The 23485-nt window shown below is 57.4% G+C and carries 17 protein-coding genes and 1 pseudogene; 16 read left to right on the top strand and 2 right to left on the bottom strand.

What is annotated here, in order from left to right:
- Nucleotides 1-3 precede the first annotated feature (3 nt).
- The 13 genes from AB1S56_RS23565 (at nucleotide 4) to AB1S56_RS23505 (ending at nucleotide 17532) form a co-directional block, all read left to right on the top strand.
- Nucleotides 4-1104 carry an NADH-quinone oxidoreductase subunit D gene (locus tag AB1S56_RS23565; protein ID WP_340870881.1) on the top strand — a complete coding sequence of 367 codons (1101 nt, stop codon included), beginning with the start codon at nucleotides 4-6 and terminating at the stop codon, nucleotides 1102-1104.
- Nucleotides 1104-2117, top strand: a complete 1014-nt coding sequence (gene nuoH, locus AB1S56_RS23560) for an NADH-quinone oxidoreductase subunit NuoH (RefSeq protein ID WP_340870882.1) — start codon at nucleotides 1104-1106, stop codon at nucleotides 2115-2117. Before AB1S56_RS23565 ends, nuoH begins: the two co-directional genes overlap by 1 nt.
- A gap of 744 nt (nucleotides 2118-2861) precedes the next feature.
- Nucleotides 2862-3317 (top strand): NADH-quinone oxidoreductase subunit NuoI, encoded by a 456-nt coding sequence (gene nuoI / locus AB1S56_RS23555; RefSeq protein WP_340870883.1) that lies wholly within the window; start codon nucleotides 2862-2864, stop codon nucleotides 3315-3317.
- A complete protein-coding gene (locus AB1S56_RS23550) occupies nucleotides 3318-3842 on the top strand; it encodes an NADH-quinone oxidoreductase subunit J (RefSeq protein ID WP_340870884.1) in 525 nt (174 codons plus the stop codon). It begins immediately after the preceding gene.
- Nucleotides 3843-3845: 3 nt separating this feature from the next.
- Nucleotides 3846-4148 (top strand): NADH-quinone oxidoreductase subunit NuoK, encoded by a 303-nt coding sequence (nuoK, locus tag AB1S56_RS23545; RefSeq protein WP_340870885.1) that lies wholly within the window; start codon nucleotides 3846-3848, stop codon nucleotides 4146-4148.
- A gap of 7 nt (nucleotides 4149-4155) precedes the next feature.
- A complete protein-coding gene (gene nuoL / locus AB1S56_RS23540) occupies nucleotides 4156-6057 on the top strand; it encodes an NADH-quinone oxidoreductase subunit L (protein ID WP_340870886.1) in 1902 nt (633 codons plus the stop codon).
- Complete coding sequence (locus AB1S56_RS23535; RefSeq protein WP_340870887.1) at nucleotides 6054-7685, top strand: NADH-quinone oxidoreductase subunit M; 1632 nt, start codon at nucleotides 6054-6056, stop codon at nucleotides 7683-7685. Before nuoL ends, AB1S56_RS23535 begins: the two co-directional genes overlap by 4 nt.
- 3 nt (nucleotides 7686-7688) lie before the next feature.
- Nucleotides 7689-9311 carry an NADH-quinone oxidoreductase subunit N gene (locus AB1S56_RS23530; protein WP_340870888.1) on the top strand — a complete coding sequence of 541 codons (1623 nt, stop codon included), beginning with the start codon at nucleotides 7689-7691 and terminating at the stop codon, nucleotides 9309-9311.
- Between the two features lie 1488 nt (nucleotides 9312-10799).
- Complete coding sequence (locus AB1S56_RS23525) at nucleotides 10800-13829, top strand: S8 family serine peptidase (RefSeq protein WP_340870890.1); 3030 nt, start codon at nucleotides 10800-10802, stop codon at nucleotides 13827-13829.
- A gap of 33 nt (nucleotides 13830-13862) precedes the next feature.
- Nucleotides 13863-14129, top strand: a complete 267-nt coding sequence (locus tag AB1S56_RS23520) for a DUF1146 domain-containing protein (RefSeq protein WP_340870891.1) — start codon at nucleotides 13863-13865, stop codon at nucleotides 14127-14129.
- A 257-nt stretch (nucleotides 14130-14386) separates the two neighbouring features.
- Nucleotides 14387-15769: a UDP-N-acetylglucosamine 1-carboxyvinyltransferase gene (gene murA, locus AB1S56_RS23515; RefSeq protein ID WP_340870897.1), complete on the top strand. Its 1383-nt coding sequence runs from the start codon at nucleotides 14387-14389 to the stop codon at nucleotides 15767-15769.
- A gap of 293 nt (nucleotides 15770-16062) precedes the next feature.
- The gene (tnpB, locus tag AB1S56_RS23510) at nucleotides 16063-17151 is read left to right on the top strand and encodes an IS200/IS605 family element RNA-guided endonuclease TnpB (protein WP_367903404.1); all 1089 of its coding nucleotides are present in this window, start codon (nucleotides 16063-16065) and stop codon (nucleotides 17149-17151) included.
- 234 nt (nucleotides 17152-17385) lie between these two features.
- Nucleotides 17386-17532: a hypothetical protein gene (locus AB1S56_RS23505; protein WP_340873761.1), complete on the top strand. Its 147-nt coding sequence runs from the start codon at nucleotides 17386-17388 to the stop codon at nucleotides 17530-17532.
- Here the strand turns inward: AB1S56_RS23505 and AB1S56_RS23500 are convergent.
- Both AB1S56_RS23500 and AB1S56_RS23495 read right to left on the bottom strand, forming a co-directional pair.
- The gene (locus AB1S56_RS23500) at nucleotides 17507-18943 is read right to left on the bottom strand and encodes an ATP-binding protein (RefSeq protein ID WP_340873762.1); all 1437 of its coding nucleotides are present in this window, start codon (nucleotides 18941-18943) and stop codon (nucleotides 17507-17509) included. The two genes, AB1S56_RS23505 and AB1S56_RS23500, sit on opposite strands and share 26 nt — an antisense overlap.
- The gene (locus AB1S56_RS23495; RefSeq protein WP_340873763.1) at nucleotides 18940-19614 is read right to left on the bottom strand and encodes a response regulator transcription factor; all 675 of its coding nucleotides are present in this window, start codon (nucleotides 19612-19614) and stop codon (nucleotides 18940-18942) included. Before AB1S56_RS23495 ends, AB1S56_RS23500 begins: the two co-directional genes overlap by 4 nt.
- A 187-nt stretch (nucleotides 19615-19801) precedes the next feature.
- Here AB1S56_RS23495 and AB1S56_RS23490 point away from each other — a divergent pair, with 187 nt between their 5' ends.
- The 3 genes and pseudogenes from AB1S56_RS23490 (at nucleotide 19802) to AB1S56_RS23480 (ending at nucleotide 23296) form a co-directional block, all read left to right on the top strand.
- Nucleotides 19802-21268 (top strand): efflux RND transporter periplasmic adaptor subunit, encoded by a 1467-nt coding sequence (locus AB1S56_RS23490; protein WP_340873764.1) that lies wholly within the window; start codon nucleotides 19802-19804, stop codon nucleotides 21266-21268.
- Nucleotides 21265-21834 (top strand): annotated as a pseudogene (locus AB1S56_RS23485) (ABC transporter ATP-binding protein); the annotation flags it as partial. The gene AB1S56_RS23490 and the pseudogene AB1S56_RS23485, both read left to right, overlap by 4 nt.
- 124 nt (nucleotides 21835-21958) lie before the next feature.
- Complete coding sequence (locus AB1S56_RS23480) at nucleotides 21959-23296, top strand: IS1380 family transposase (protein WP_340873812.1); 1338 nt, start codon at nucleotides 21959-21961, stop codon at nucleotides 23294-23296.
- Nucleotides 23297-23485: the final 189 nt, after the last annotated feature.

Genomic DNA, 23485 nt, shown 5'->3' with positions numbered 1-23485 from the left:
CAGTTGATTCGGACGGAAGAACTGCTGCTTAACGTCGGACCCCAGCATCCCAGCACGCACGGCGTGTTCCGGATTGTGGTCAAGCTGGACGGAGAAGTGATTACCGAAGCGACACCTGTTATGGGCTATCTGCACAGGGGGACCGAGAAGATCGCGGAAAGCCTGAATTTTACACAGATTATTCCCTATACGGACCGGATGGACTATGTGTCGGCGATGACCAACAATTATGTGCTTGTGCACGCTGTGGAGACGATGATGGGGCTGGAGGTGCCGCTGCGGGCTGAATTTCTTCGGCTGATCGTCATGGAGCTGCAGCGCGTGGCGAGCCATCTCGTCTGGTGGGGCACTTACCTGCTGGATATCGGGGCGATGAGTCCCTTTCTGTACGCGTTCCGTGATCGGGAGACGATCATCAATCTGTTCAACGAGCTGTGCGGCGCCCGATTAACCTACAACTATATGCGGGTAGGCGGCGTGAAGTGGGACGCTCCCCCAGGCTGGATCGACAAGGTGCGGGCGTTCATTCCATACATGGAGAAGAAGCTGCAGGAGTACGACAAGCTGGTTACCGGGAACGAAATCTTTTTGGCTCGCATCCAGGGGGTCGGACGCTACGATGCTGCGACAGCCATTGATTACGGACTGTCTGGCGCTAATCTTCGTTGTACGGGGGTCAAGTGGGATCTCCGCAAGGATGAGCCCTACAGCCTGTACGACCGATTCGAATTCGATATTCCCGTCGGGCACAACGGCGATTGTTATGACCGCTACCGGGTGCGGCTGGAGGAAATCCGGCAGAGCCTGCGCATTCTGAAGCAAGCGGTGGAGCAGTTCCCGCAGGACGGTGAGACGATGGGCAAGGTGCCCCGCGTCATCCGTCCACCGGTTGGCGAGACGTATGTGCGTATCGAGTCGCCGCGAGGCGAGATCGGCTGCCATATCGTCTCCAAGGGCAAAGCGGAGCCATACCGGCTCAAATTCAGGCGGCCGTCGTTCGTGAACCTGCAAATTTTGCCCAAGCTCCTTGTCGGGGAGACCATGACCAATTTAATTACGATTCTGGGAGGCATCGATATCGTGGTTGGGGAGGTGGATGCCTGATGGGAGCATGGCTGAACGAACCGATGACCTGGGGCAACGCCCTCGTGCTGTTCCTGTGGGCGGCCGTGTTCCTGCTCATCGTGCTTGGCTTCGTCACCTATGCGATTTATTACGAACGGAAGGTGATTGGCTGGATGCAGCTGCGCGTCGGTCCCAATCGCGTCGGCCCGTTCGGCTTGCTGCAGACGGTTGCCGACATCCTCAAGCTGCTGCTCAAGGAGGACACGATCCCGCGCAAGGCGGATCGTCTGCTCTTCATCCTGGCGCCCGCGCTGGCGTTCATCCCTTCGTTCGCTGTGCTGGCGGTTATCCCGTATTCCGAGAAGCTGGTGTTCGCGGACCTGAACGTCGGCTTGCTCTACTACGCCGCGCTGTCCGGCATCACGACGCTGGCGATTGTGCTGGGCGGCTGGGCGTCCAATAACAAATACGCGCTGCTCGGGGGGATGCGCTCCGCCGCGCAGATGATCAGCTACGAGGTGCCGCTTGTCATCTCCGTCGTCGGTGTTATTCTGCTCAGCGGCAGTCTCAACCTGAAGGATATTGTCGCGGCGCAGGAGGGCGGGTGGTTCTGGCATTGGAACCTGTTCCCGCAGCTCATCGGCTTCCTCGTGTTCTTCATCGCGGCCGTGTCGGAGCTGAACCGGACGCCGTTCGACCTGCCGGAGGCGGAATCGGAGCTGGTGGCTGGCTACCACGTCGAATACAGCGGCTTCCGCTTCGCCTTCTTCATGCTGGCGGAATATGTGTACGTCTACGCCATCGCCGCGCTGACTACGGTGCTGTTCCTGGGCGGCTGGCACGCGCCGGCTCCGTTCCTGGACTTCGTGCCGGGCATCATCTGGTTCCTGCTCAAGTTCGCCTTCGTCGTATTTTCGCTGTTCTGGATTCGCGCCACATTCCCGCGCGTCCGCATCGACCAGCTGATGAGCCTGGGCTGGAAGGTGCTGCTGCCGGTTGCCATCGCCAATGTGTTCCTCACCGCCCTGTGGCTGGAGCTGTTTGTGAAATAGGACGGTATAGCCGGACGTAGCTGCGCAGCCTGCAGTTCGTTTGGAGTAACGAGCTTAGTTTAGGAGAATGACCTGGTCTGCACAACCTATAGATAGTTTGGAGTAACATGATCCGTCGGGGATTAGCTGCAAAACGTACAGTTAGTTTAGAGTAACTAGCTTAGCTTGGGAGAATGACCTGGTCTGCACAACCTATAGATAGTATGGAGTAACAAGCTCAGTCGGGGATTAGCTGCAAAACGTACAGTTAGTTAGAGTAACTAGCTTAGTTCGGGAGAATGACCTGGTCTGCACAACCTATAGATAGTTTGGAGTAGCAAGCTTAGTCGGGGATTAGCTGCAAAACGTACAGTTAGTTTAGAGTAAAAAGTTCATTTGGAGAAATTAGCTGCACAACCTACAGTTAAATCCAAGTCAAACCCCTCATTATCGCCAAAACGTTGAATTTAACTGTACCTTCTGCATTTAGCTACCGTTATTAAGGTGGCAATTGGGAAAATAACTGTACATTTTGCATGTGGGCTTGTTTGAGAGCTTAGCTGCACAACCCATTTGGCGGAGTTTGCTGTAACGAAACCTGCATTTAGTTAGAGTAACTGGCTTAGCTTGGGAGAATGACCTGGTCTGCACAACCTATAGATAGTTTGGAGTAGCAAGCTCCGTCGGGGATTAGCTGTAAAACCTGCAGTTCGTTTGGAGCAGCAAGCCCATTTGGAGAGATTAGCATAAGAAGGGGAGATTGCGATGAACGGAAAGGGACTGCTGCAAGGACTAGGGGTCACGCTCAAATCGCTGACCGCGCCAAAGGTTACCACCTCCTATCCCGATGTTCCAATGGAGATGCCGGACCGATTCCGGGGCATTCAGCATTTCATTCCGGAGCTGTGTATTGTCTGCAACCAATGTGCGAGAATTTGCCCCACGGACTGCATTACCCTAACGGGCAAGCCGAATCCGGACCCGGAGAAGAAGGGCAAGGTGATCGACACGTTCGACATCAACTTCGAAATTTGTATTCTGTGCGACCTGTGCACGGAGGTGTGCCCGACGGAGGCGATCGTCATGACCAATCACTTCGAGCTGGCGACGTACAGCCGCGATGAGCTGTATAAGGACGCCGAATGGCTGACCGACAACAACACCCTTGTGCGCCAGGACAACAACAACATCGGAGCACCGGGCAAAGGGGGCGCCAAATAATTGCTTAACGTCGACATAACAGGAGAGCTTGTCGCGTTTTTTGTGTTCGCGGCGATTATCATCGGCGGCTCCGTGCTCATGATCAGTCTGGAGAAGGTTGTGCATATGGTCATCTCGATGGCGGCGGCCTTCCTGGGACTTGCGGGCATGTATGTGCTGCTGGACGCGGAATTCGTCGCATTCGTCCAAGTGCTGATCTATGCGGGCGCCGTCTCGATCCTCATGATCTTCGGCATTATGATGACGAAGCATAGCGGCGGGGAGCCCCAGCCGGCGAGGCCGCTGTATGAAACGCTGGCAGCGGTCGGAGCGCTCAGCCTGTTCGGCCTGTTCTTCTACGCGATCCGGACGACGGAGCTCCCGGTCTCGGGCGCCGCCCCTACCGCGACGCAGGCGGAAGACAACACGCTGGCGATCGGCGAGCTGCTGTACTCCGGCTACATTGTGCCGTTCGAGCTGCTGTCCGTGCTGCTGACGGTCGCGTTCATCGGGGCAATCGCGTTGGCGAAGAAGGGGGCTGACTAATCGATGCTCTCATCCTATCTCACCCTGGCCGCCATTATGTTCTGCATCGGCTTGTACGGCGCGCTGGCCAAGCGCAACGCGATTATTGTGCTGCTGTCGCTGGAGCTGATGCTGAATGCGGTCAACCTGAATTTGATCGCCTTCTCCAAGTACGGGGTTGCGCCCGCCCTTACGGGGCAGATATTTTCGATTTTTACGATCACGGTTGGGGCGGCCGAGGCTGCTGTCGGAGTTGCGATTCTGATAGCCCTGTTCCGCGCGCGCGGAACGGTGGACGTGGACGCCTATAATGAGATGAGGAGGTGAGCGGAGGATGGACTTTTTTGCCAAAATAGCATGGACCATACCGCTTCTTCCCCTCGCTTCCTTCCTGATTCTGACGGCGCTCGGCAGGGGCTATCGATCTGCGGGGGCCTGGATTGGCTCAATCGGCGCATGCGGCGCGTTGGTCATGTCTCTGCTTGTGCTGCTGGAGCGGCTGAAGCCGAACGCGGTGGACTACAGCAACGGCTTCGATTGGATCGCCATCGGCGGCTATACGCTGACCATTGGCTATGAGGTGACGAATCTGACCTCGCTGATGCTGGTCATCGTGACGCTGGTCGGCTTCCTCGTGAATGTATATTCCGCAGGCTATATGGGCGGGGATGAACGAATTGTTGTATTTTACGGCTATGTCTCGCTGTTCACCTTCTCTATGCTGGGCCTTGTGCTATCCGATAACCTGCTGTCGTTCTACCTGTTCTGGGAGCTGGTCGGGGTATGCTCGTTCCTGCTCATTGGCTTCTGGTATGCAAGACCTGCGGCGAAGGCAGCGGCCAAAAAAGCGTTTATCGTCACCCGCGTCGGCGACGCCGGTCTATTCCTGGCGATTCTGCTGCTGTTCTGGTATATGCCGGAGCATTCGCTTGGCTTCACCATGATCCAAAGCGTCTTCGACAATCAAGGCGGCACGATCACCGATGGCATCACAACGCTCATCGCGCTGCTGATCTTCCTCGGTGCGGTGGGCAAATCGGGCCAGTTCCCTCTGCATGTGTGGCTGCCGGACGCCATGGAGGGCCCCACTCCGATCAGCGCGCTGATTCACGCGGCGACGATGGTTGCGGCAGGGGTGTTCTTGGTGGCGCGCACCTTCGACATCTTCGAGGCGTCGGAGGCGGCCATGCGAACAGTCGCCTGCGTCGGCGCGTTTACGGCGATTTTCGCGGCAACGATTGCGCTTGCACAAAATGATCTGAAGCGAATTCTCGCCTATTCCACCATCAGCCAGCTGGGGTACATGATGCTTGCGCTTGGATTGGGGTCTGTCACGGGTGCGGTCTTCCATCTGTTCACGCACGCGTTCTTCAAGGCGCTCCTGTTCTTGGCGGCAGGCAGCGTCATTCATGCGGTCCATACCGCCAACATACAGGAGATGGGGGGACTGGGCAGGACGATGCGGACGACGGCCTGGACCTTCGCGATTGGCGCGCTGGCGCTGTCAGGCATTCCGCCGCTGTCGGGCTTCTGGTCCAAGGATGTCATCCTGGCGGCGGCGCTTGCGGAGAGCCCGCTGCTGTTCGCGGTGGCGCTTGCGACGGCATTCTGTACCGCTCTCTATATGACAAGGCTGTTCGTGCTGGTCTTCCTTGGCCGGTCAGGGGGAACGGCGGTGAAGCCGGGCAGCGCTGCGCGAGCTGTCAAGGAGTCGCCTGCCGTTATGACCATTCCTATGGTTGTGCTTGCGGCGCTCGCTATTGCGGCCGGCTTTGTGGAGACGCCATGGAATGGCTGGCTCGGCGAATGGCTGACGGGCGAGGCGGCAGCGCCGCATGCCAGCGCGGCAGCCCTGATCGGCTCCATTGCAGTCGCTGTCCTTGGCGTGCTGGCCGGCTGGACGCTATGGGGCAAAGGGAGCGGCGCTGGCTCGTCGAGGCTTTCCCTGGCCCAGAAGGCTCCAGGTCTTGTGCGGCTCGTTGAACGAAAATACGGCATCGACGAGCTGTATGAAGCCGTGTTCGCGAGAGGTCTTCGCGGTTTTGGCGCGGCGCTGGAAGCGTTCGACCGCTATGTGGTTGGCGGCGCGGTCAAGCTCGCCGGCCTGACTGCCCATGCTGCGGGACGGCTGGCGCTGCGGCTGCAGAACGGTCAGGTGCAGACGTACAGTCTGGCGGCTGTGCTTGGAATGGTTGTCCTGGCGCTGGCGATTATCGGAAGGAGGCTGCTGTCATGACCCTCCTGCAGGACGTTCCCATTCTCTCTCTCATTCTGCTGTCTCCGCTGCTGGGACTTGCGGTTATTCTGCTGCTGCCCGGCCAGCGGGCTTCCTGGTTCAAGCGGACCGCCATTGCGGCGACGCTGCTTCCGCTTGTCCTGTCGTTATGGCTGTATGCCGACTTTGATCGCTCCAAAGGCGGAGACGGCTACAGCGAATCGGCGGCATGGCTGACCCTTCCGATCAATAATGATACGAATACTGGCGTGGAGATACTGTTCTCCTTCCAATTTACGCTTGGCGTGGACGGCTTGTCGCTGCCGCTGCTGCTTCTGACGACGCTCGTCACCGCGATGGCGGCCTGGGCCGCTTGGCATGTGAAGAAGCGGTGGAGGGCGTTTTTCAGCTGGTTTATGCTGCTGGAGTTTGGCATGCTCGGCGTGTTTTTGGCGCGGGACTTGTTCCTGTTTTTTATCTTTTTCGAAATAACGCTGGTGTCCGCCTACTTCCTGATCGGGGTATGGGGCTACTACAACCGGGAGCGGGCCGCGAACCGGTTCCTGATCTACAACGGCATCGGCTCGGCGATCATGCTTGTTGCCTTCGTGCTGCTGGTGAACACGGCGGGCTTCCGTATAGAGGAGCCGGCAGGCGAGGCGCCTCAGTTCATTTACAGCGGAAGCTATGCCGATATCGGCGCGAATATGGCTGATCCGAACGCATTTGTCCATCTGCCTCCGGAGGCAACCGGCGGGGTGAATCCGTTCCAGATGAGCGAGGCCATGGGGTGGACGCTGTTCATTCTGCTGCTTGTTGCATTCGGCATCAAGCTGCCGATCTTCCCGTTCCATACGTGGATGCTGAGGGTTCACAAGGAAGCGCCGCCCCCGGTCGTTATGATTCATTCCGGCATCCTGCTGAAGATGGGCGCTTACGGTCTCATCCGATTCGGTCTGTTCCTGTTCCCGGAGCAGGCGAGGGAATGGGCGACGGTGTTGGCTGTGCTAGGCGTAGTCAATTTGCTGTACGGGGCGATCCTGGCCTTCCGGCAGCAGGAATTTAAGCTGGTGCTTGCGTATTCCTCCATCAGCCATATGGGCATCGTGTTAATTGGCCTCGCGGCCTTCAACGACATCGGGCTGCAGGGCGCGATATTCCAGCTGGTGTCGCACGGCCTGATCTCTGCGCTGATGTTCCTCATCGTCGGCAGCCTGTACGAGCGGACGGGTACGACAGAGCTGCCGAAGCTTGGCGGTCTCGCCCGGTCGATGCCGTTCATGAGCGGCATGCTGCTGACGGCGGGTCTCGCGGCGCTTGGCTTGCCGGGCTTGTCCGGATTTGTCGGGGAGCTGCTGTCGCTGCTGGGGCTGTTCCAATCGCATCGCTGGCTGACGGCTGCGGCGGCGCTCGGCATTGTGCTGACGGCGGTGTATGTGCTGCGCAGCGTGCTGGGCATAACGTTTGGTCCGCAGCGGGAAGAGCATGGCGCGCTTCGGGACGCGAGATTCGTGGAGGCGCTGCCGATGATCGTCCTGCTCTCATTCATCATCCTGCTGGGCTGCTTCCCTTCCGCGCTGACGGATACGGTGCAGCTAAGCGTGGAGACATGGATGCAACAACTACTCGCGTCAAGTTGGGGAGGGTGAGCGATGCCGGATGCTACACGGTTTGAACCGCTGCAATGGTCGGATATGGCAATCATGGCTCCCGAGCTTGTCCTTGGCGCCTGGTTTGTCCTGCTGGTTGTGCTGGATCTGCTGCTTCCCGGCCGGCTGCGCCGCAGCTCCTGGATCGGCGGGCTGACGCTTGTTGGCTTGGCTGGCGCGGGAGCGCTTGTGCTGCTGCGTCTGCTTGTGATGAACAATGGAGGCGAACCTGCCTTGGTCATCTCGCTGCTGGGGGACAGCTACCGAATCGATGATTTCGGCAGCCTGCTGAAGCTGCTGATCCTGGCGGGCACGGGGCTTGTCGTTCTGCTGGGGCTTGGCTCTGCGGATGGGGACGGCGCTATAACGGACAAAGGCGAATACTTCTACCTGCTGCTGCCCGCAGCGTTAGGCGCAATGATGATGGCCTCTTCGGGCAATCTGATTACGCTGTATGTCGGGCTGGAGCTGCTGGCGATTACGAGCTATGTGCTCGTCGGCCTGCGCAGACGCTCCGTTCTGTCGGCGGAGGCGGCTTTCAAGTACGTTGTTACGGGCGGCATAGCCTCCGCGTTTATTTTATTCGGGATGTCCTACCTGTATGGTGTGACGGGCTCGGTGGAGCTGGGCGCGATTCGCGAGGCGCTGCCTGGGGCGGCAGCCAGCTATGAGGCGTTCTTGTATGTCGGCTTCGGCTGTATGCTGGGCGGCATTGCGATCAAGATCGCGGCGGCTCCGTTCCACGCTTGGTCGCTTGACGTCTACCAGGGCGCGCCATCACCTGTCGCCGCCTTCCTGGCTGTCGTCTCGAAGGGAGCGGCGCTGGCCATGGCGCTGCGCATTCTGTTCTCGACGGCGCTGTTCGCGGGCTCGGGCTCCGATACGGGCGCCGAGCTGGGGAGTGACTTGTTTTTTGCGGTGCTGCTGATCGCCGCGCTGTCCATGCTGTTCGGCACGCTCGCTGCGCTGCGGCAGAGTAACGTCAAGCGGCTGCTGGCGTTGTCCGGCGTAGCGAACGCGGGTTATCTGCTTGTGCCGATTGGCGTCGGCGTTACGATGACGCACAGCAACAATGTGACCGAGCTGCTGTTCTACCTCGTCGCGTACCTGCTTATGACACTGGGCGCGTTCGCCGTGCTGACCGTCGTCAGCCGGGCCGTGGGCCATGATGAGCTGAAGGGCTTCGCCGGCATGTATTACCGCGCGCCGTGGACGGCTGCGGCGATGACGATATTCGTCCTGTCGCTGGCGGGACTGCCGGTGTCAGCCGGCTTCTTCGGCAAGCTGTTCATACTGCTCGGCGCCGCGAACGGCAAGCATTATGGCATCGTCGCCGTTATGGTGCTCAGCAGCGTCATCTCGTATTATTTTTACTTCGGGCTTATCCGGCAGATGTTCATGCGGAGCAGCGACGGGCTGCTCAGCGAGCGGGAAGCGAGGCTCAGAGAGGGCGATGAGGAGGCGAGCGCTCCTGCGGCAGCCGTCATCCGAGTACCCGTCCCCATCGGCATCGTCATCTGGACCTGCGCCATTCTGACGTTCGCCCTTGGCGTCTACCCGCAGCCGGTTGTCGCAGCCATCGACTTCCTGTTCTCCATCATGACGGACCTGCTGCCCGGGAGATAGCAGTGAGCGGTCTGAGTGAAGGGTAAGAGGCTGCTAGTGGGAGTAATATTAAGCCGCATATGCGATCCGGGGATGGGCCTCGGTACCGCATATGCGGCTTTTTGTTGTTTAGCGACATGAGGTGTTGCTGTTGAAGGGTGGAGGGATTACTTGATGCAATAGCGACATGGCGTGTTGTTGTTGAAGGCTGAAGTGGCTCTAATTGATGCAACAGCGACATGTCGTGTCGTTATAGAAGGCAAAAGCGCCCCGGTTGGTGTAACAACGACATGTCGTGTCGTTGTAGCTCCAATTAGCTGCTCTATCGTGGCCATAACGATCTGTCGTGTCGTTGTAGAAGGCAAAAGCCCCTCAGTTACTGCAACAGCGACATGTCGTGTCGTTATAGCACCAACTAGCTACATCTACGTGGCAATAACGATCTGACGTGTCGTTGTAGAAGGCAAAAGCGCCTCAGTTACTGCAACAGCGACATGTCGTGTCGTTATAGCACCAACCAACTGCTCTTTCGTGGCAGTAACGATCTGTCGTGTCGTTGTAGAAGGCAAAAGCGCCTCAGTTACTGCAACAGCGACATGTCGTGTCGTTATAGCACCAACCAGCTGCTCTTTCGTGGCAGTAACGATCTGTCGTGTCGTTGTAGAAGGCAAAAGCGCCTCAGTTACTGCAACAGCGACATGTCGTGTCGTTATAGCACCAACTAGCTACATCTACGTGGCAATAACGATCTGACGTGTCGTTGTAGAAGGCAAAAGCGCCTCAGTTACTGCAACAACGACACGCCGTGTCGTTATAGCACCAACCAGCTGCTCTTTCGTGGCAACAACGACACGCCCTGTCGTTGTTGCCCAATCTAGCTACTTTTAAACGGCAGTAACGATCTCTCACACCACAAACGCTCGCGAAGGCGCACCAACCGTTACTGTTGCATAAGCGACGCGACACCCCCTTGATGCAAACGTGCGTTGAGACGTCGTATTTCGTGGATGAGCGACATCTTTTGACGCTCATTATTACTGAAATGGACCCACTCCTTCCTTCGTGCATGGAGCTGTCCGGAAGGGCTGTTTCAGCGGGGGCGCATGGGGGTAAGGAGAGGAAACGGAGCTTGTGCGCTGGCGAAGCAGTAGGATCGACCCAAAAAAATAGGTAAGCCATGGGGGCTACGGTCCCAAAACGAATGCACCATCCGAAACGTATACATAGTCGAGAAACATGCGCCTGCTGCTACGTCTCCGTCATGGAGCGATCAGCTTAAGCGGAGCAGGAGTGTATGATGCGGCGCAGCCTTTCTTTTTTCCACAAAAATAAAGAAGGGATAACGTGTTCCTTGCCCGAATTAGTAAGGAAATACGTTTAAAGGCGACTGGCATGAACAGACAAAATGGGAATCACCACGACGGCCGCAGCAGGCCGGACATTTACGCAAACCCAAATTTGCAACACTCATATCCCCAAGTGGAAGAACATACATTTGTTCAACCGCACATGCTTACCTCTGCTGCTGCTAAGCCGGCACGCGACGGCATCCTGAAGCGCCTCCCCTCACCGCGAGGCGCTGCCAGCCCGGCGCAATCGCTCCGCGGCAGGCTTCGCCGCGCCGCGATTGCGCTGCTGCTCGGGAGCATGGCGCTCGCATCGGGCGGCTACGGCTACGCCGCCGCCCCTCCGGCGCTCGCTCCTGCTCCCGCAGCGGAGGCCCCCGTCGCATACGCGGACGGGGCGCCCGGCGCCTTCGGCGCCGCTGACGAGCAGCCGGAGAGCTGGCTGCTCGGCTGGACTGACCTCGCGCAGGCGCATGAGCTGCGCGAGGTGGAAGTGATCGGCCGCCAGGAAGAGGCGGGCGTGTGGGTTGTTCGTCCCGCCGCGGATGCTGGCGGGGACGTGGAGGCTTGGCTGAGCCGGCTTCGCGGCGAGGCGGGTGTCGCTTATGTGCATCCCAACGGCAAGGCGAGCATCCTGACCTCATCCTCATTGGATGCTGCCGCAGCCGATGAGGGGGGCAGTAAGTCCGCAGCGCCCGCCGCGACAAAGCCGGATGATCCCGAGCTGGCGAAGCAAGGCTATCTGGGCCGGATTGGCGCTCACAAGGCGTGGGAGACAGTGCGGGAGCACACGGGGCTTACGATCGCCCTGGTGGATACAGGCATCGACCTGGACCATCCCGATCTGCAGGACAATGTGGTGCCGGGTGTGAACCTGGTTACACCGGGCCAGCCGGCGGATGACGACAATGGGCACGGCACAAGCGTCGCTGGAGTGATAGCGGCCAAGGGCAACAATGGCATCGGAATCTCCGGCATTCTGTGGAATGCCAAGCTGATGCCGATCAAAGCGCTTGACGAATGGGGCGACGGGACCGAAAAGGATCTCGGCGAGGGCATTCTGTACGCGGTCAAAAACGGCGCCAAGGTCGTCGTGCTCTCCGTAGGCCTTCATCGGCATTCCCCTTACATGCAGGATATCGTGCAATACGCCGAAAACCAGGGGGTCGTCCTGATTGCGGCAACCGGCAACGACGGCATCTCTATGGGCGGCAAAGCAGCGGTGAAATACCCTGCGGCTTACCCTACGGTGCTTGCTGTTGGAGGCGCGGGTGCCGACGGATCGGCCGACCGCCGATCCAATCCCGGTACAGAGCTGGACGTCATTGCGCCATGGCATGTGTATACGACTGCTGTAGGGGGCGGGTACCACAAGGAGGAAGGCACATCGATGGCGGCTCCGCAAGCAGCCGCAGCCGCAGCGCTCATTCTGTCGCAGCATCCGGACTATAGTCCATATCAAGTGCGGGAGCTGCTCCGCCAAACCGCCCAGGACGTAGGGGCAAGAGGCGTCGATGCCGCATCTGGCTATGGGCTGCTCAGGCTGGACCAAGCGATAGCTGCGCAGCTGAAGCCCGACGCACACGAGCCGAACAATACCCGCGAGCAAGCTCAGCCGTTCCCGATCGGAACCGAGCTTAGCGGAGAGCTGGGCGATGGGGGCGATCAGGACTGGTATTGGATCGACGCTCCTTACGACGGGACACTGACGCTCCAATATGCGGCGAAGTCTCCGCAAGGGAGCCCGGCTCAGCCCATTCGGGTGACGGAGGTGTCAAGCGGCGGCGAGCAGCTTCAGTCTGATGAGATCAAGACCGCGACTCAGACGATGGAATTGTCGGTACGAACGGGGAAACAGTATATCGTGATCCAAGCGGGCAATTCGTCAGCTGCAGGGGCGCTGCCTTATGTGCTGACATCCTCCTTGACCATGTCGCCCGATCGTTACGAGCCGAATGATCGGCTGGGAAGCGCCGCCAAGCTGGAGCCGGTGTCAGGGGCGGTATCGGGCTCCTTCCATCAGAAGGCGGACCGTGACTGGTACGCGGTCACCTTCGACCAGGAGGGCAAGCTGGTGCTGTCGGTGTCGACGAATACGTCGAGAATCGATCCCGGTCTGTCGCTTCAGCGGGAGGGCGGGGAGCTGACCTTATACGATGATAACGGCGAAGGAGAGAGTGAGCAGTCCCAGACGGTGTCCGTTGTGCCGGGAACCTATTATATCCGGGTTCATAACGCGATTTCGCTGGAGGCCAGCCCAACGCTAGGCACGTATGAGCTGAAGCTTGCCTTCACGCCGAGCCTGACGGATCCTAACGAGCCGAACGACCAGAGCTATGAAGGCCTCCTCATGAGCCCTACGACAGAATACAAGGGCGTAATCGGGAGCACCTCGGATACGGATTGGTTCCAGTTCCGACTGGCAAGCGAGAGCATCGTCAGTCTGAGCGTGAAGGGCGTTCCGTCAGGTGTGAGCTTGCTTCTGCAAGGCTATGATAAAAGAATGTCGCAAGTGTTCTCGGGCCGCAGCGCAAGCTCGGGCGAGCTGGGAACAAAGGAGCAGGTGCTGCAGCCTGGCGTATATTATGTCAAGCTGACCGCTGATTGGCCCTTCCAATCGCAGTATTACCGCCTGAAGCTGAACGCAGAGCCGCTCGTCTCCGGATTCCGCGACATCCAAGGCCATTGGGCGGAGCAGGAGATAGTGGAGCTGGCCGATTCCGGCATTGTCAATGGCACGGGTCAATACCGCTTCGTTCCAGAGCGGAACGTGACGAGGGCGGAGGCCGTAGCTATGATCGTCAATGCCTACCAGCCTATTGGCGGAGCGTTAACCTCCAAGTCGTTCCATGACGTGGATGACAGCCACTGGGCCAGCCAGCCCATTATGAAGGCCGTGCGCCAAGGCTGGATTCAAGGGTTCCCGGATGGAAGCTTCCGCCCGGATCAGCACATCACCAGAGCCCAGATGGCTGTGATGATCGGCTATGCGGAAGGGATGCTTCCGCGCCAGACGACCGTGCGTCCCTTCTCGGACGTAGCGCTGTATGAATGGTATACGCCGATGCTGTCGGCGATGAAGGCGGACGGCAAGCTGAATGGCATACAGCCCAATATATACGGGCCGAATCAGAACGCCAGCCGCGCCGAATTCGCAGCGCTGCTGTACCGATACTATCGCGATAACCGATAGCATAACGAATGAATGGAGACGGAAGGATACGCCATGGGGACGAGGGATGAAGTCATGGAGCAGATGTTCAGGATGACCGGCCTGACCGGCCTGTTCTCCATCACAGTGGAAATTATGAGCATACTGCTGGTCTGGATGCTGATGAGGGAAGTGAAGTGGGAAGCGTTCCTGCGGCACCCTCTCAGCCCCAAGTCGCGAATGCTTCAACTGGTGGCCGCGGTTGGCCTGGGACACCTGTTTGCTCAATTTATTTTGCAATATTGGGACTATACGGTTATGCTGAAGAGCTTTGTCGAATAACAACGTCGAAATATGTTAACAATGGGTAATACGGAGCTTCATATTCTTATGAAATTCGCCGCTCCAGGAGGCTTTTTCCTGGCATTGAAGAGACATTCGGACCTTTCTTGGAAAAAAATTCTCCCTTGTCGATTCATGCGGCCGAATGATAAGATGAAGGATAGTGATAAGCTCGAAGGCTGTCAAATGTCGTAGGTTTTACACGAAAACTAAGCTTAAAAATACACCGAAAATGCTATTCGCGGAGGGAACACATGATGACTAAAATTATCGTCCGCGGAGGCCAGCGTCTAACGGGCACGGTCCGCGTCAGCGGCGCCAAAAATGCAGTGCTCCCCATTCTTGCTGCCTCATTATTAGCGACGGAAGGAGACAGCGTCATCTGTGACGTTCCCCTCCTCGACGACGTTATGACGATTCAGAACGTGCTTGCTTCACTCGGGGCACAAATTACTTATAACGATGAAAAAATGCATATTTCCGCGCCGCTCATTACATCCTTCGAGGCGCCTTACGAGCTCATTCGGAAGATGAGAGCATCCTTCCTTGTGATGGGCCCGCTGCTTGCGCGCATCGGCAAGGTTCGCATCTCGCTGCCAGGCGGCTGCGCGATCGGCACGCGTCCGATCGATCAGCACCTGAAGGGCTTTGAGGCGATGGGCGCCGAGATTACGCTTGGCCACGGCTTTATCGAAGCCAGCGCGCCGTCGAAGCTGAAGGGCGCCAAAATTTATTTGGACGTCGCCAGCGTAGGCGCCACGGAGAACATTATGATGGCTGCTGCTCTGGCTCAGGGCACCACGACAATCGAGAACGCGGCCAAGGAGCCGGAGATTGTTGATCTGGCCAACTACATCAATGCGATGGGCGGCAAGGTTCGCGGTGCCGGCACGGGTATGATCCGTATCGAAGGCGTGGAGCGTATGCACGGCGCGGCGCATAATGTCATTCCCGACCGAGTGGAAGCGGGAACCTATATGATCGCTGCCGCCATTACGGGCGGAGACGTATTCGTGGAGGGCGCAATCGCCGACCATTTGACGCCGGTCATCTCGAAGCTTCAGGAGATGGGCGTCGAAATTACGGAAAGCGATAACGGCATTCGAGTTCGCTCGGGCATGTCGTTGAAGGCGGTAGATGTCAAGACGCTGCCTCACCCTGGCTTCCCTACGGATATGCAGTCCCAGATGATGGCGCTGCTGCTGGCTTCCGAAGGAACCAGCCTCGTCACGGAGACGGTGTTCGAGAATCGCTTCATGCATGTGGAGCAGTTCCAGAAGATGAAAGCCAATATCAAGGTAGACGGACGTACGGCCATCGTCACAGGCGGCACCAAGCTGAGCGGAGCCAAGGTGTGCGCGACTGACCTGCGCGCCGGAGCGGCATTGATCTGCGCTGCCCTTCGCGCCGAAGGCGAGACAGAAGTGACAGGTCTGCATCACATTGACCGCGGCTATGTCGACATTACAGGCAAGCTGGCCTCGCTGGGCGCGAATATCTATCGCGTTGAGGCAGATGCCGAGCAAGCCCCTTCTGCTGTTCCGGCTATGACGTCGAAGTCCGCTGCGGCGAACGAGACGGTGCCGTACAAGCGGGAGAAGGAAGTCGCCGTATTGAAGGTTCAGCCGACCTGGGCTTAACCCAGCGTCACCTATATAGGATGAGGTGCAGCACGTGCAACCCTCACCCACGCATAGCGGGAGGCTTTCTTGCAGCCGACAGAGACATGGGCTCTGGCGGATGGAAGACAGTCTCTCGCTTTTTATTATAGACACCGAGAATACCCCCCGCCTCTAAGCTACCTTACTCACGAAGTGAGAGTGTAGGCAGGGGCTGAATCGGGCATTTTGTTCGTGGACAAATACGAACATTTGTTCTATAATTGGGATGAATTAACATTCATCTCTATTGCAGCGAGGTGACGAATCAGACGATGCTCCAGCATAAAGCTTTCAAATTTCGTATCTATCCAAGTCATGTACAAATGATGCAATTGCGCAAAACATTGGGTTGCTGCCGCTTTGTGTTCAACCACCTCCTAGCGAAATGGAATCAGACCTATGAGGCTACAGGCAAAGGGTTGTCCTATAACACATGTGCATCTCAGCTTCCTGAAATGAAGCGCGAGTGGTCGTGGTTGAAAGAAGTGGACAGCATTGCTCTGCAGTCGGCTGTGCGAAACTTGGCTGACGGATTTCAGCGCTACTTCAACAAGCAGAATGATCCACCTCGCTTCAAGAGCCGCAAGCATCCCGTACAAAGCTATACGACGCGATATACAAATGGGAACATTGCCGTGAAGGGAAACCGTCTGCAGCTTCCCAAGCTAGGCTCTGTACCCTATGCCAAGTCAAGAGAGATCGAAGGCCGGATCCTATCCGCTACCGTACGACTAGCCCCAAGCGGCAAATGGTTTGTATCGTTGGTATGCGAGGTTGACATCCAGCCTCTTCCTTTAACGGACAGCATACTTGGCATTGACGTGGGTATCAAGTATCTTGCCGTGCCTTCGGAAGGTCCTGCAATGGATAATCCAAGATATACATTGCGATATGAACGGCTGCTCACGAAATGGCAGCGCATCCTTGCAAGAAGGAAACAAGGCGGAAGTAACTGGTCTAAAGCGAAAAGAAAAGTCGCCCTCATCCATGAAAGGATTCGAAATAGCCGATTAGACGCGATGCATAAGCAGACTACGAAATGGATCCGTGAAAACCAAACGATCTGTCTCGAGGACTTACGCATTGCTAACATGATGAAACAACAACACCTCGCCAAGCACATAGCCGATGCTTCCTGGGGCGAAATGAGTCGACAACTGCATTACAAAGCCAAGTGGTATGGCCGAACGATCAAGGAAACACCGGTATTTGCGCCAACAACTCAAACCTGTCACGTCTGTGGGACCAAGCAAGCAGAAGTGAAAGATTTGAGCGTACGGGAATGGTCATGTTCATCTTGCCAAACGCTGCATGACCGAGATTGGAATGCGGCACAAAACATAAAGGCCATGGCCCAGTAACGAACAAAATAGGAACTGTGGGAACCACAGGGATCGCTTGGTGTACGATATTTCAAAAAAATATCGCTACGACTTTGCTCCGTGAGGAGCAACAACCCAAGAATCTTCCATCTTATAGGTGGCGGGAGTGTTCAATATGAAATGAATCAGAATCAAGAGGAAATCGCGAGGAAGCTCGGCGTATAGCGGTCGACCATCTTCCGCTTCCTGCAGCAGACCAAGGACGAAGGCTACGTGCAGATCAGAATCGTCCATCCCGGCGAAAATAACGACGCGCTTGCAGCCAGTCTGGAGTCAGCGTTCAAGCTGAAGAAGGAAGCTGTGGAAGCATCGCCGCTGCAAGGTTACCGGCAGCCTATGCAATGGGCAGCGTCACAATAAATGTGGAGCCAGCTTGTCCCGGCTGCGCGTCGCTCAGAGAAATCGTGCCGCCGTGGAGCTCGACGATCTTGCGGGCGATCGAGAGCCCGAGTCCGCTCCCGCCGGCGTTCCGGTTGCGGGAGGAGTCGGCATTATAGAAGCGCTCGAATATACGCTCGCGGTCCCACTCCGCGACGCCGACGCCGGAGTCCTCCACTTCGACGAAAGCAGTGTCGCCGCGCCGCTCGAGCTTGACGGAGATTGTGCCTCCGTCTGGCGTGAACTTGATGCTGTTCGTCAGCAGGTTGCTCCATACGCCGCTGAGCAGGTCCTCGTCTCCCTGTAGCGTCAGAGGCTCCATCTGAAGCTCAATGCGCAGCGCCTTCGCCTGCCAGGCGGGCTCGCAAGCGAGCACCAGCTGCCGAAGCTGCTTGTCCAGCCGGAACGTGGCGGGATGATAGGGATGCTGCTGCGAATCCAGCGAGGACAGCTTGAGCAGATTCTCGCACAGCTTGGACAAGCGGGCGCTCTCCTGCTGGATGATGCCGACGTAGCGATCCCGATCCTGGCTGGTCACGTCGTCGCTTCGCAGCGCTTCGGCAAAGCCGTTGATGGACGTCAGCGGAGATTGCAGCTCATGAGAGACGTTGGCGACGAAGTCCTGCCGCATCGTCTCCAGGCGCGAGAGGCTGAGAGCCATGGTGTTCATGCTTTCGGCGAGCTTGCCGAGCTCGTCTCTTCGGTGTGCGGGCACGCGAACAGCGAAGTTGCCGGTGGCCATCGACAAGGCCGCTTCGTTGAGCCGTTTGATCGGCTTCACGAGATATCTCGCGGCTATATCAATGAGCGCGGAGCCGATGACGAGCAGTGAGAGCAGCAGGGTCACGGCCGTCCACATAAAATTGCTGTTCGCCGGATAGCGAGCAGGCAGCACGAACAAGGCCCAGCTCTCATGGCCAAGCTTCACCAGTCTGCCGATGGCGGCGGGGGGCGGCAGTCTCCCATCCGTCGTCTCGCCTCGCAACGCCACACGAGAGGCGGCTCCGGACAGCATGGCAGGCAGCTCAGGCGCATTCAACAGTCTGGCCTTCAGCGTGTCGGCCTCGTCACCCGCCGCCACTATATCGAGGCGCGGACTGACTGCCGCGATTGTCATATGGTGAATACGGGCGACCTCCCCCAGGAAGGACTCCAGGGATGCCGGCTCGGAGATGCCCTGCAGCTGCTCGATCAGACCGAAGGCGCTGTCGACCTCCCGCATGGCGGTGCCGCGGGATTGCTGCTTGAACAGCGCGCTGGTGAGCAGGTAGGACAGCCCGATGCTGATCAGGACGACAACCAGGAAGGTGGCCATGATCCGTACATACAACGAGCGGAACGGGCTGAGGCGGCCCGTTGTGAACCGGTCGGTTTGAAGCCGGGGTCGCGTCATGACAGAATCTCCAGCCTGTAGCCAAGGCCCCGTACCGTGGCGATGCGGAACCTGTACCGCTCCTCCGCGAAGCGGTCTCTCAGCCGCTTGATATGAACGTCCACCGTCCGCTCGTCCCCTTCGTAATTAACGCCCCATAGCTGCTCGATAAGATCGTCTCTTGCAAAGGTTTTGCCTGGATAGCTGGCAAGCTTGAACAGCAGCTGGAATTCCTTCGGCGGCAAGGAGATATGCTCCTCTCCCGACGTTATTCGGAAGTCCGCCATGTCCATCGTGACGCTGCCGCATGTAATTCGCTGCGACGCCGCAATCCGGAATCTTCGCAGCAGCGCCTTCACTCTGGCGAGCAGCTCCGGCGGGTCGAACGGCTTCACCATATAGTCATCCGCACCCAGCTCCAGTCCTCTTACCTTGTGCGCCGTCTCTCCCTTGGCCGTCAGCATCAGCTTGGGAAAGTCATAGCTCCCGCCCAGCGCCGAGCATAACGCCCAGCCATCCATTCTCGGCATCATCACATCTATAATGGCGAGATCCGGACGCACCGCCTCCAGCTTGTCCAGCGCATCCATCCCATCCACGGCTTCAACGACCTGATGGCCGTCCCTCTTCAGAAATAACGAGATAAGCTCTCGAATGTTCGCGTCATCGTCTACGACTACGATTTTGGGCATAGGGCTCCCCTTCCTCTTGGCAGCGTATAGCGTTAGCTTACCTGAGCCAGCTGAATCGAAGCTGAAATCAACCTAAAAGTTAGCTGAATGTAAGGAGAGAAGGGCGGCCTGCTCCGTTCATTTGGCGTTCATGAAGCTGTGTTAGAGTGGGCGGAAACTGCACACTATGGAAGGTGGAACACAGCCGATGAAAAAGTGGAAATTGTGGGTAGGCCTTACGCTGGTTCTCGTAGCCGCGGGCTCGGGAGGCGCTTATTATTATTTTCAGCCGGATAAGCTGGCAGCTGCGGAGGAAGCGACCTCGACGACGGTTCAGGCGACTCGAAGCAATCTGGAGCTGAAGATCAGCGCGACGGGCAGCGTCGTGGCGAATTCCCGGGAGACGGTCACCTCCGGTATGACGGGAACCATCCAGGAGCTGCATTTTCAGGTGGGAGACCGCGTCCAAGCGGGTCAGGTGCTGGCTACTTTGGAGCCGGTAAAGGATTATGAGAAGGAAATTTCCAATCTGCAGACGAGCATCGATACCAAGGAGCAGCAGCTGGAGGATTACCAGACGCAATATAAGGAAGCGACAGGTACGGAGAATGAAGAGGCTGCCAAGGACAAGCTGACAACTAATATGGAGAATGTGAAGAAGGAAATCTCGCAGCTGCAGGAGGAGCTCTCCGAGCTGTACGAGGAGCAGAAGGAAGTGCCGCAGGTCATGGCTTCGGTAGACGGCGAGGTCATCGAGAGCGGGGTGTCGGTCGGTGACGAGGTGAACCCCAATACGGTCATCGCGGACATCGTGGATTACGAATTGCTGGAGTTTGTGGTGTCGGTCGACGAGCTGGATATTCCTTCCGTGAAGCTCGGGCAGACGGCGCAAATTTATTTGAACGCGCTGCCTGATGGGCTTTATGAAGGGACAGTATCGGAGATTGCGCGGGAAGGCTCCAGCTCGGGCGGCGTATCCGCGTTCGAGGTGCGCTTGTTATTGAAGGAAATTGACGGCGTGCTGACGGGTATGTCGGGAGAAGCGGATATTGTGCTGGAATCGCGGGAAAATGTTGTTGTCGTGCCGGTCGATGCCGTCGTGGAGATGGGCAATCGCACCTTCGTCCGCACGCCGGGAGCGGGTGAGGCGAGCGGGACGGCCCAGCCAAGCGAGGCTGTGGAGGGCGCGGGCCAGTCGCAGAACGCGCCAGCTGATGGTGCGGCGCAGCGGCCGAACGCCCAGGCCGATGGTGCGACGCAGGGACAAGGCGCTGCAGGAGGCGGCGGTCGCGGCGCAATGGCCGGCGGCGCAGGGCAGGGTGAAGGTACGCAGCCGAGCGGCGGACGAGGAGGAGGCTTCGGCGCCATGGCTGGAATGGCCGGCATGGCCGGGATGGCGGGGCTTGAAGGGCAGTTGGTGCCCGTCGAGATCGGCATTAGCAACGACACGTATGTGGAAATCCTGTCCGGACTTGAAGAGGGAGACGAGGTCCTCATCCCGCTGCCTCAGGGAGCGGCGGGCAGAGGCTCGGACGAGGATGCTATACAGATGGTGCCGGGCATGATGCCGGGCGGCTTCGGAGGAGGAGGCTTTGGAGGCGGCACTGGCGGCGGAGGCGTTCGCGCTGGCGGCGGTGCAGGAGGGGGCTTCGGAGGCGGGGGTGGCGCCCGATGACAGGCACAACGAAGCGGGACCCTCTGATTGAAATGAGCGGAATCGTCAAGCAGTACACGATGGGCCGGGAGACAACGACGATTCTGAAAGGCGTGTCGCTGAACGTCTACCCGGGAGACTTTGTCGCCATTGTAGGGCCATCCGGCTCCGGCAAGTCGACGATGATGAATATGATTGGCTGTCTCGATACGCCTACGGAGGGCAGCTACAAGCTGGATGGCGTGGAGGTGCGAGGGCTTAACGACAACAAGCTGGCCGATATTCGCAATAAGAAGATCGGATTTATTTTTCAAGGATTCCATTTGCTCCCCAAGCTGACAGCTCTGGAGAACTGCGAGCTGCCCCTTATCTACCGGGGGCTGCCCGGCAAGCTGCGGAGAGAAATGGCGGTAACCGCGCTGGAGCAGGTGGGGCTTGGAGAGCGCATGCTTCACAAGCCGAGCGAGCTGTCCGGCGGCCAGCAGCAGCGGGTAGCCATTGCCCGGGCGCTGGCGACCCATCCGCCCATCCTGCTGGCGGATGAGCCGACCGGCGCGCTGGATATGAGGACGGGGCAGGAAGTGCTCTCTTTAACCTGAATCCGTGATACAAAGTTTATAAAAACCGAGATATTTAAAGGAAAATGCATCTCTGAAGTCGAAAATTAAAGATAATCGCTTATTATCTACTTTCACCAACGAGGTGCTGAATATGAAGATCCAATTCACCCAATCTAAGGAAATCCTCTTAACAACGCATGCAGGCTTGGCTGCGGTCGGTGCGCTGCTTTCCCATACACAGTTGTCTCAGCGTCTTAATCGCTCAGCCGTTAAAGGAATGGAGAATCCGATCCACGGGAACGGCGAAGTCATGAAAAGCTATCTTGGTCTGCTCTGCCAAGGTAAAAGCGATTTCGACCACATCGAGCCTTTTCGCAAAGATACGGTGTTTCAAACATGCCTGGGTATTCGCAAAGTGCCTTCAAGCCCTACGCTCCGTCAGCGACTGGATGCCGCTGCACAAACAATAGATGCCAATTGGAATGACATTCTGTTGCAGGAATCTGCCGACCTCATCCGAAACCTCAATGCCCCGGTAACTGGACTTGACGCAGGCGAGCATACGGTCATACCGCTGGACATTGACGTTTCGCCGTTCGATAACTCCGGCACGAAAAAAGAAGGTGTCTCCCTCACGTACAAAGGAACATTTGGATATGCCCCCATCTTTGCCTATTTGGGCCGAGAAGGGTATGGCGTAAATCTTCAATTGCGTGAAGGTAGTACACACAGCCAGAAAGATGGTGCTGATTTCCTTCGGGAAACGATTCATTACGCTCGTCGCATTACAAGTGATCGTCTACTCGTCCGTATGGATTCTGCTCACGATAGTCTTGAAAACTTGCAAGTTTGCCACGCGGAGAAAGATGTTGACTACATCATTAAAGTCAATCTTCGCGGCGCTTCCAAAGAAAGCTGGCTGCGAGTAGCCGAAGACAAAGGGATATCTTGTGAGCAACGCCCTGGGAAGACCACCTACATCGGCGCGATTACATTTCCACAGAAAGACTTCGATTGTAACCTGCGTCAAGTGTTCCAAGTCATCGTGCGTACGATCGATCGGGATGGGCAGGTGCTCATGTTTCCAGATGTGGAAGTGAACGTTTACTGGACATCTCTGACTTGCTCGCCATGGCGTGTCATTGAGCTTTATCGCGATCATGGCACAAGCGAGCAATTTCATAGTGAGCTTAAGACCGATCTAGATTTGGAGCGATTGCCGGCAGGCAAGTTCGATACGAATGAGCTAGTCCTGCACGCTGGCGTATTCGCCTATAACCTGCTTCGCATCATGGGACAAGAAAGCTTACGTCAAGATGATGCACCGATTCGTGGAGGCGTCGGGCGCCGTCGTATCCGAACTGTCATTCAGAACATCATCTACATCGCAGCTAGAGTCAGCCGCCATGCCCGACAAACGTCCTTCAATTTCGGCCGTTACAGTCCATGGTTCCAAACCGTTCGTCGAATCTACCAGGCATTTGCCTGATTATTGTGAATGAAACGCAAGCACAGCCACCAGTCGCCTCCCCCCTGTAAAAAAGGAGGTTTATTTCGCATGCCTTGCTTCCTGTGAAAAGCGCTTCTTGTTTGAATCCGAAGATGGGAATGTTGTAAGATACACAATCTTCTACGCCTGTTTTCCAAAATACGGACTGCCTAGGAGGTAGGGGACCTA

The sequence above is a fragment of the Paenibacillus sp. PL2-23 genome (assembly GCF_040834005.1).
In the GTDB taxonomy this organism is placed as follows: Bacteria; Bacillota; Bacilli; order Paenibacillales; family Paenibacillaceae; genus Pristimantibacillus.
The sequence above is the reverse complement of the archived record's forward strand: the minus strand, read 5'-3'. Positions and strand labels throughout refer to the sequence as shown.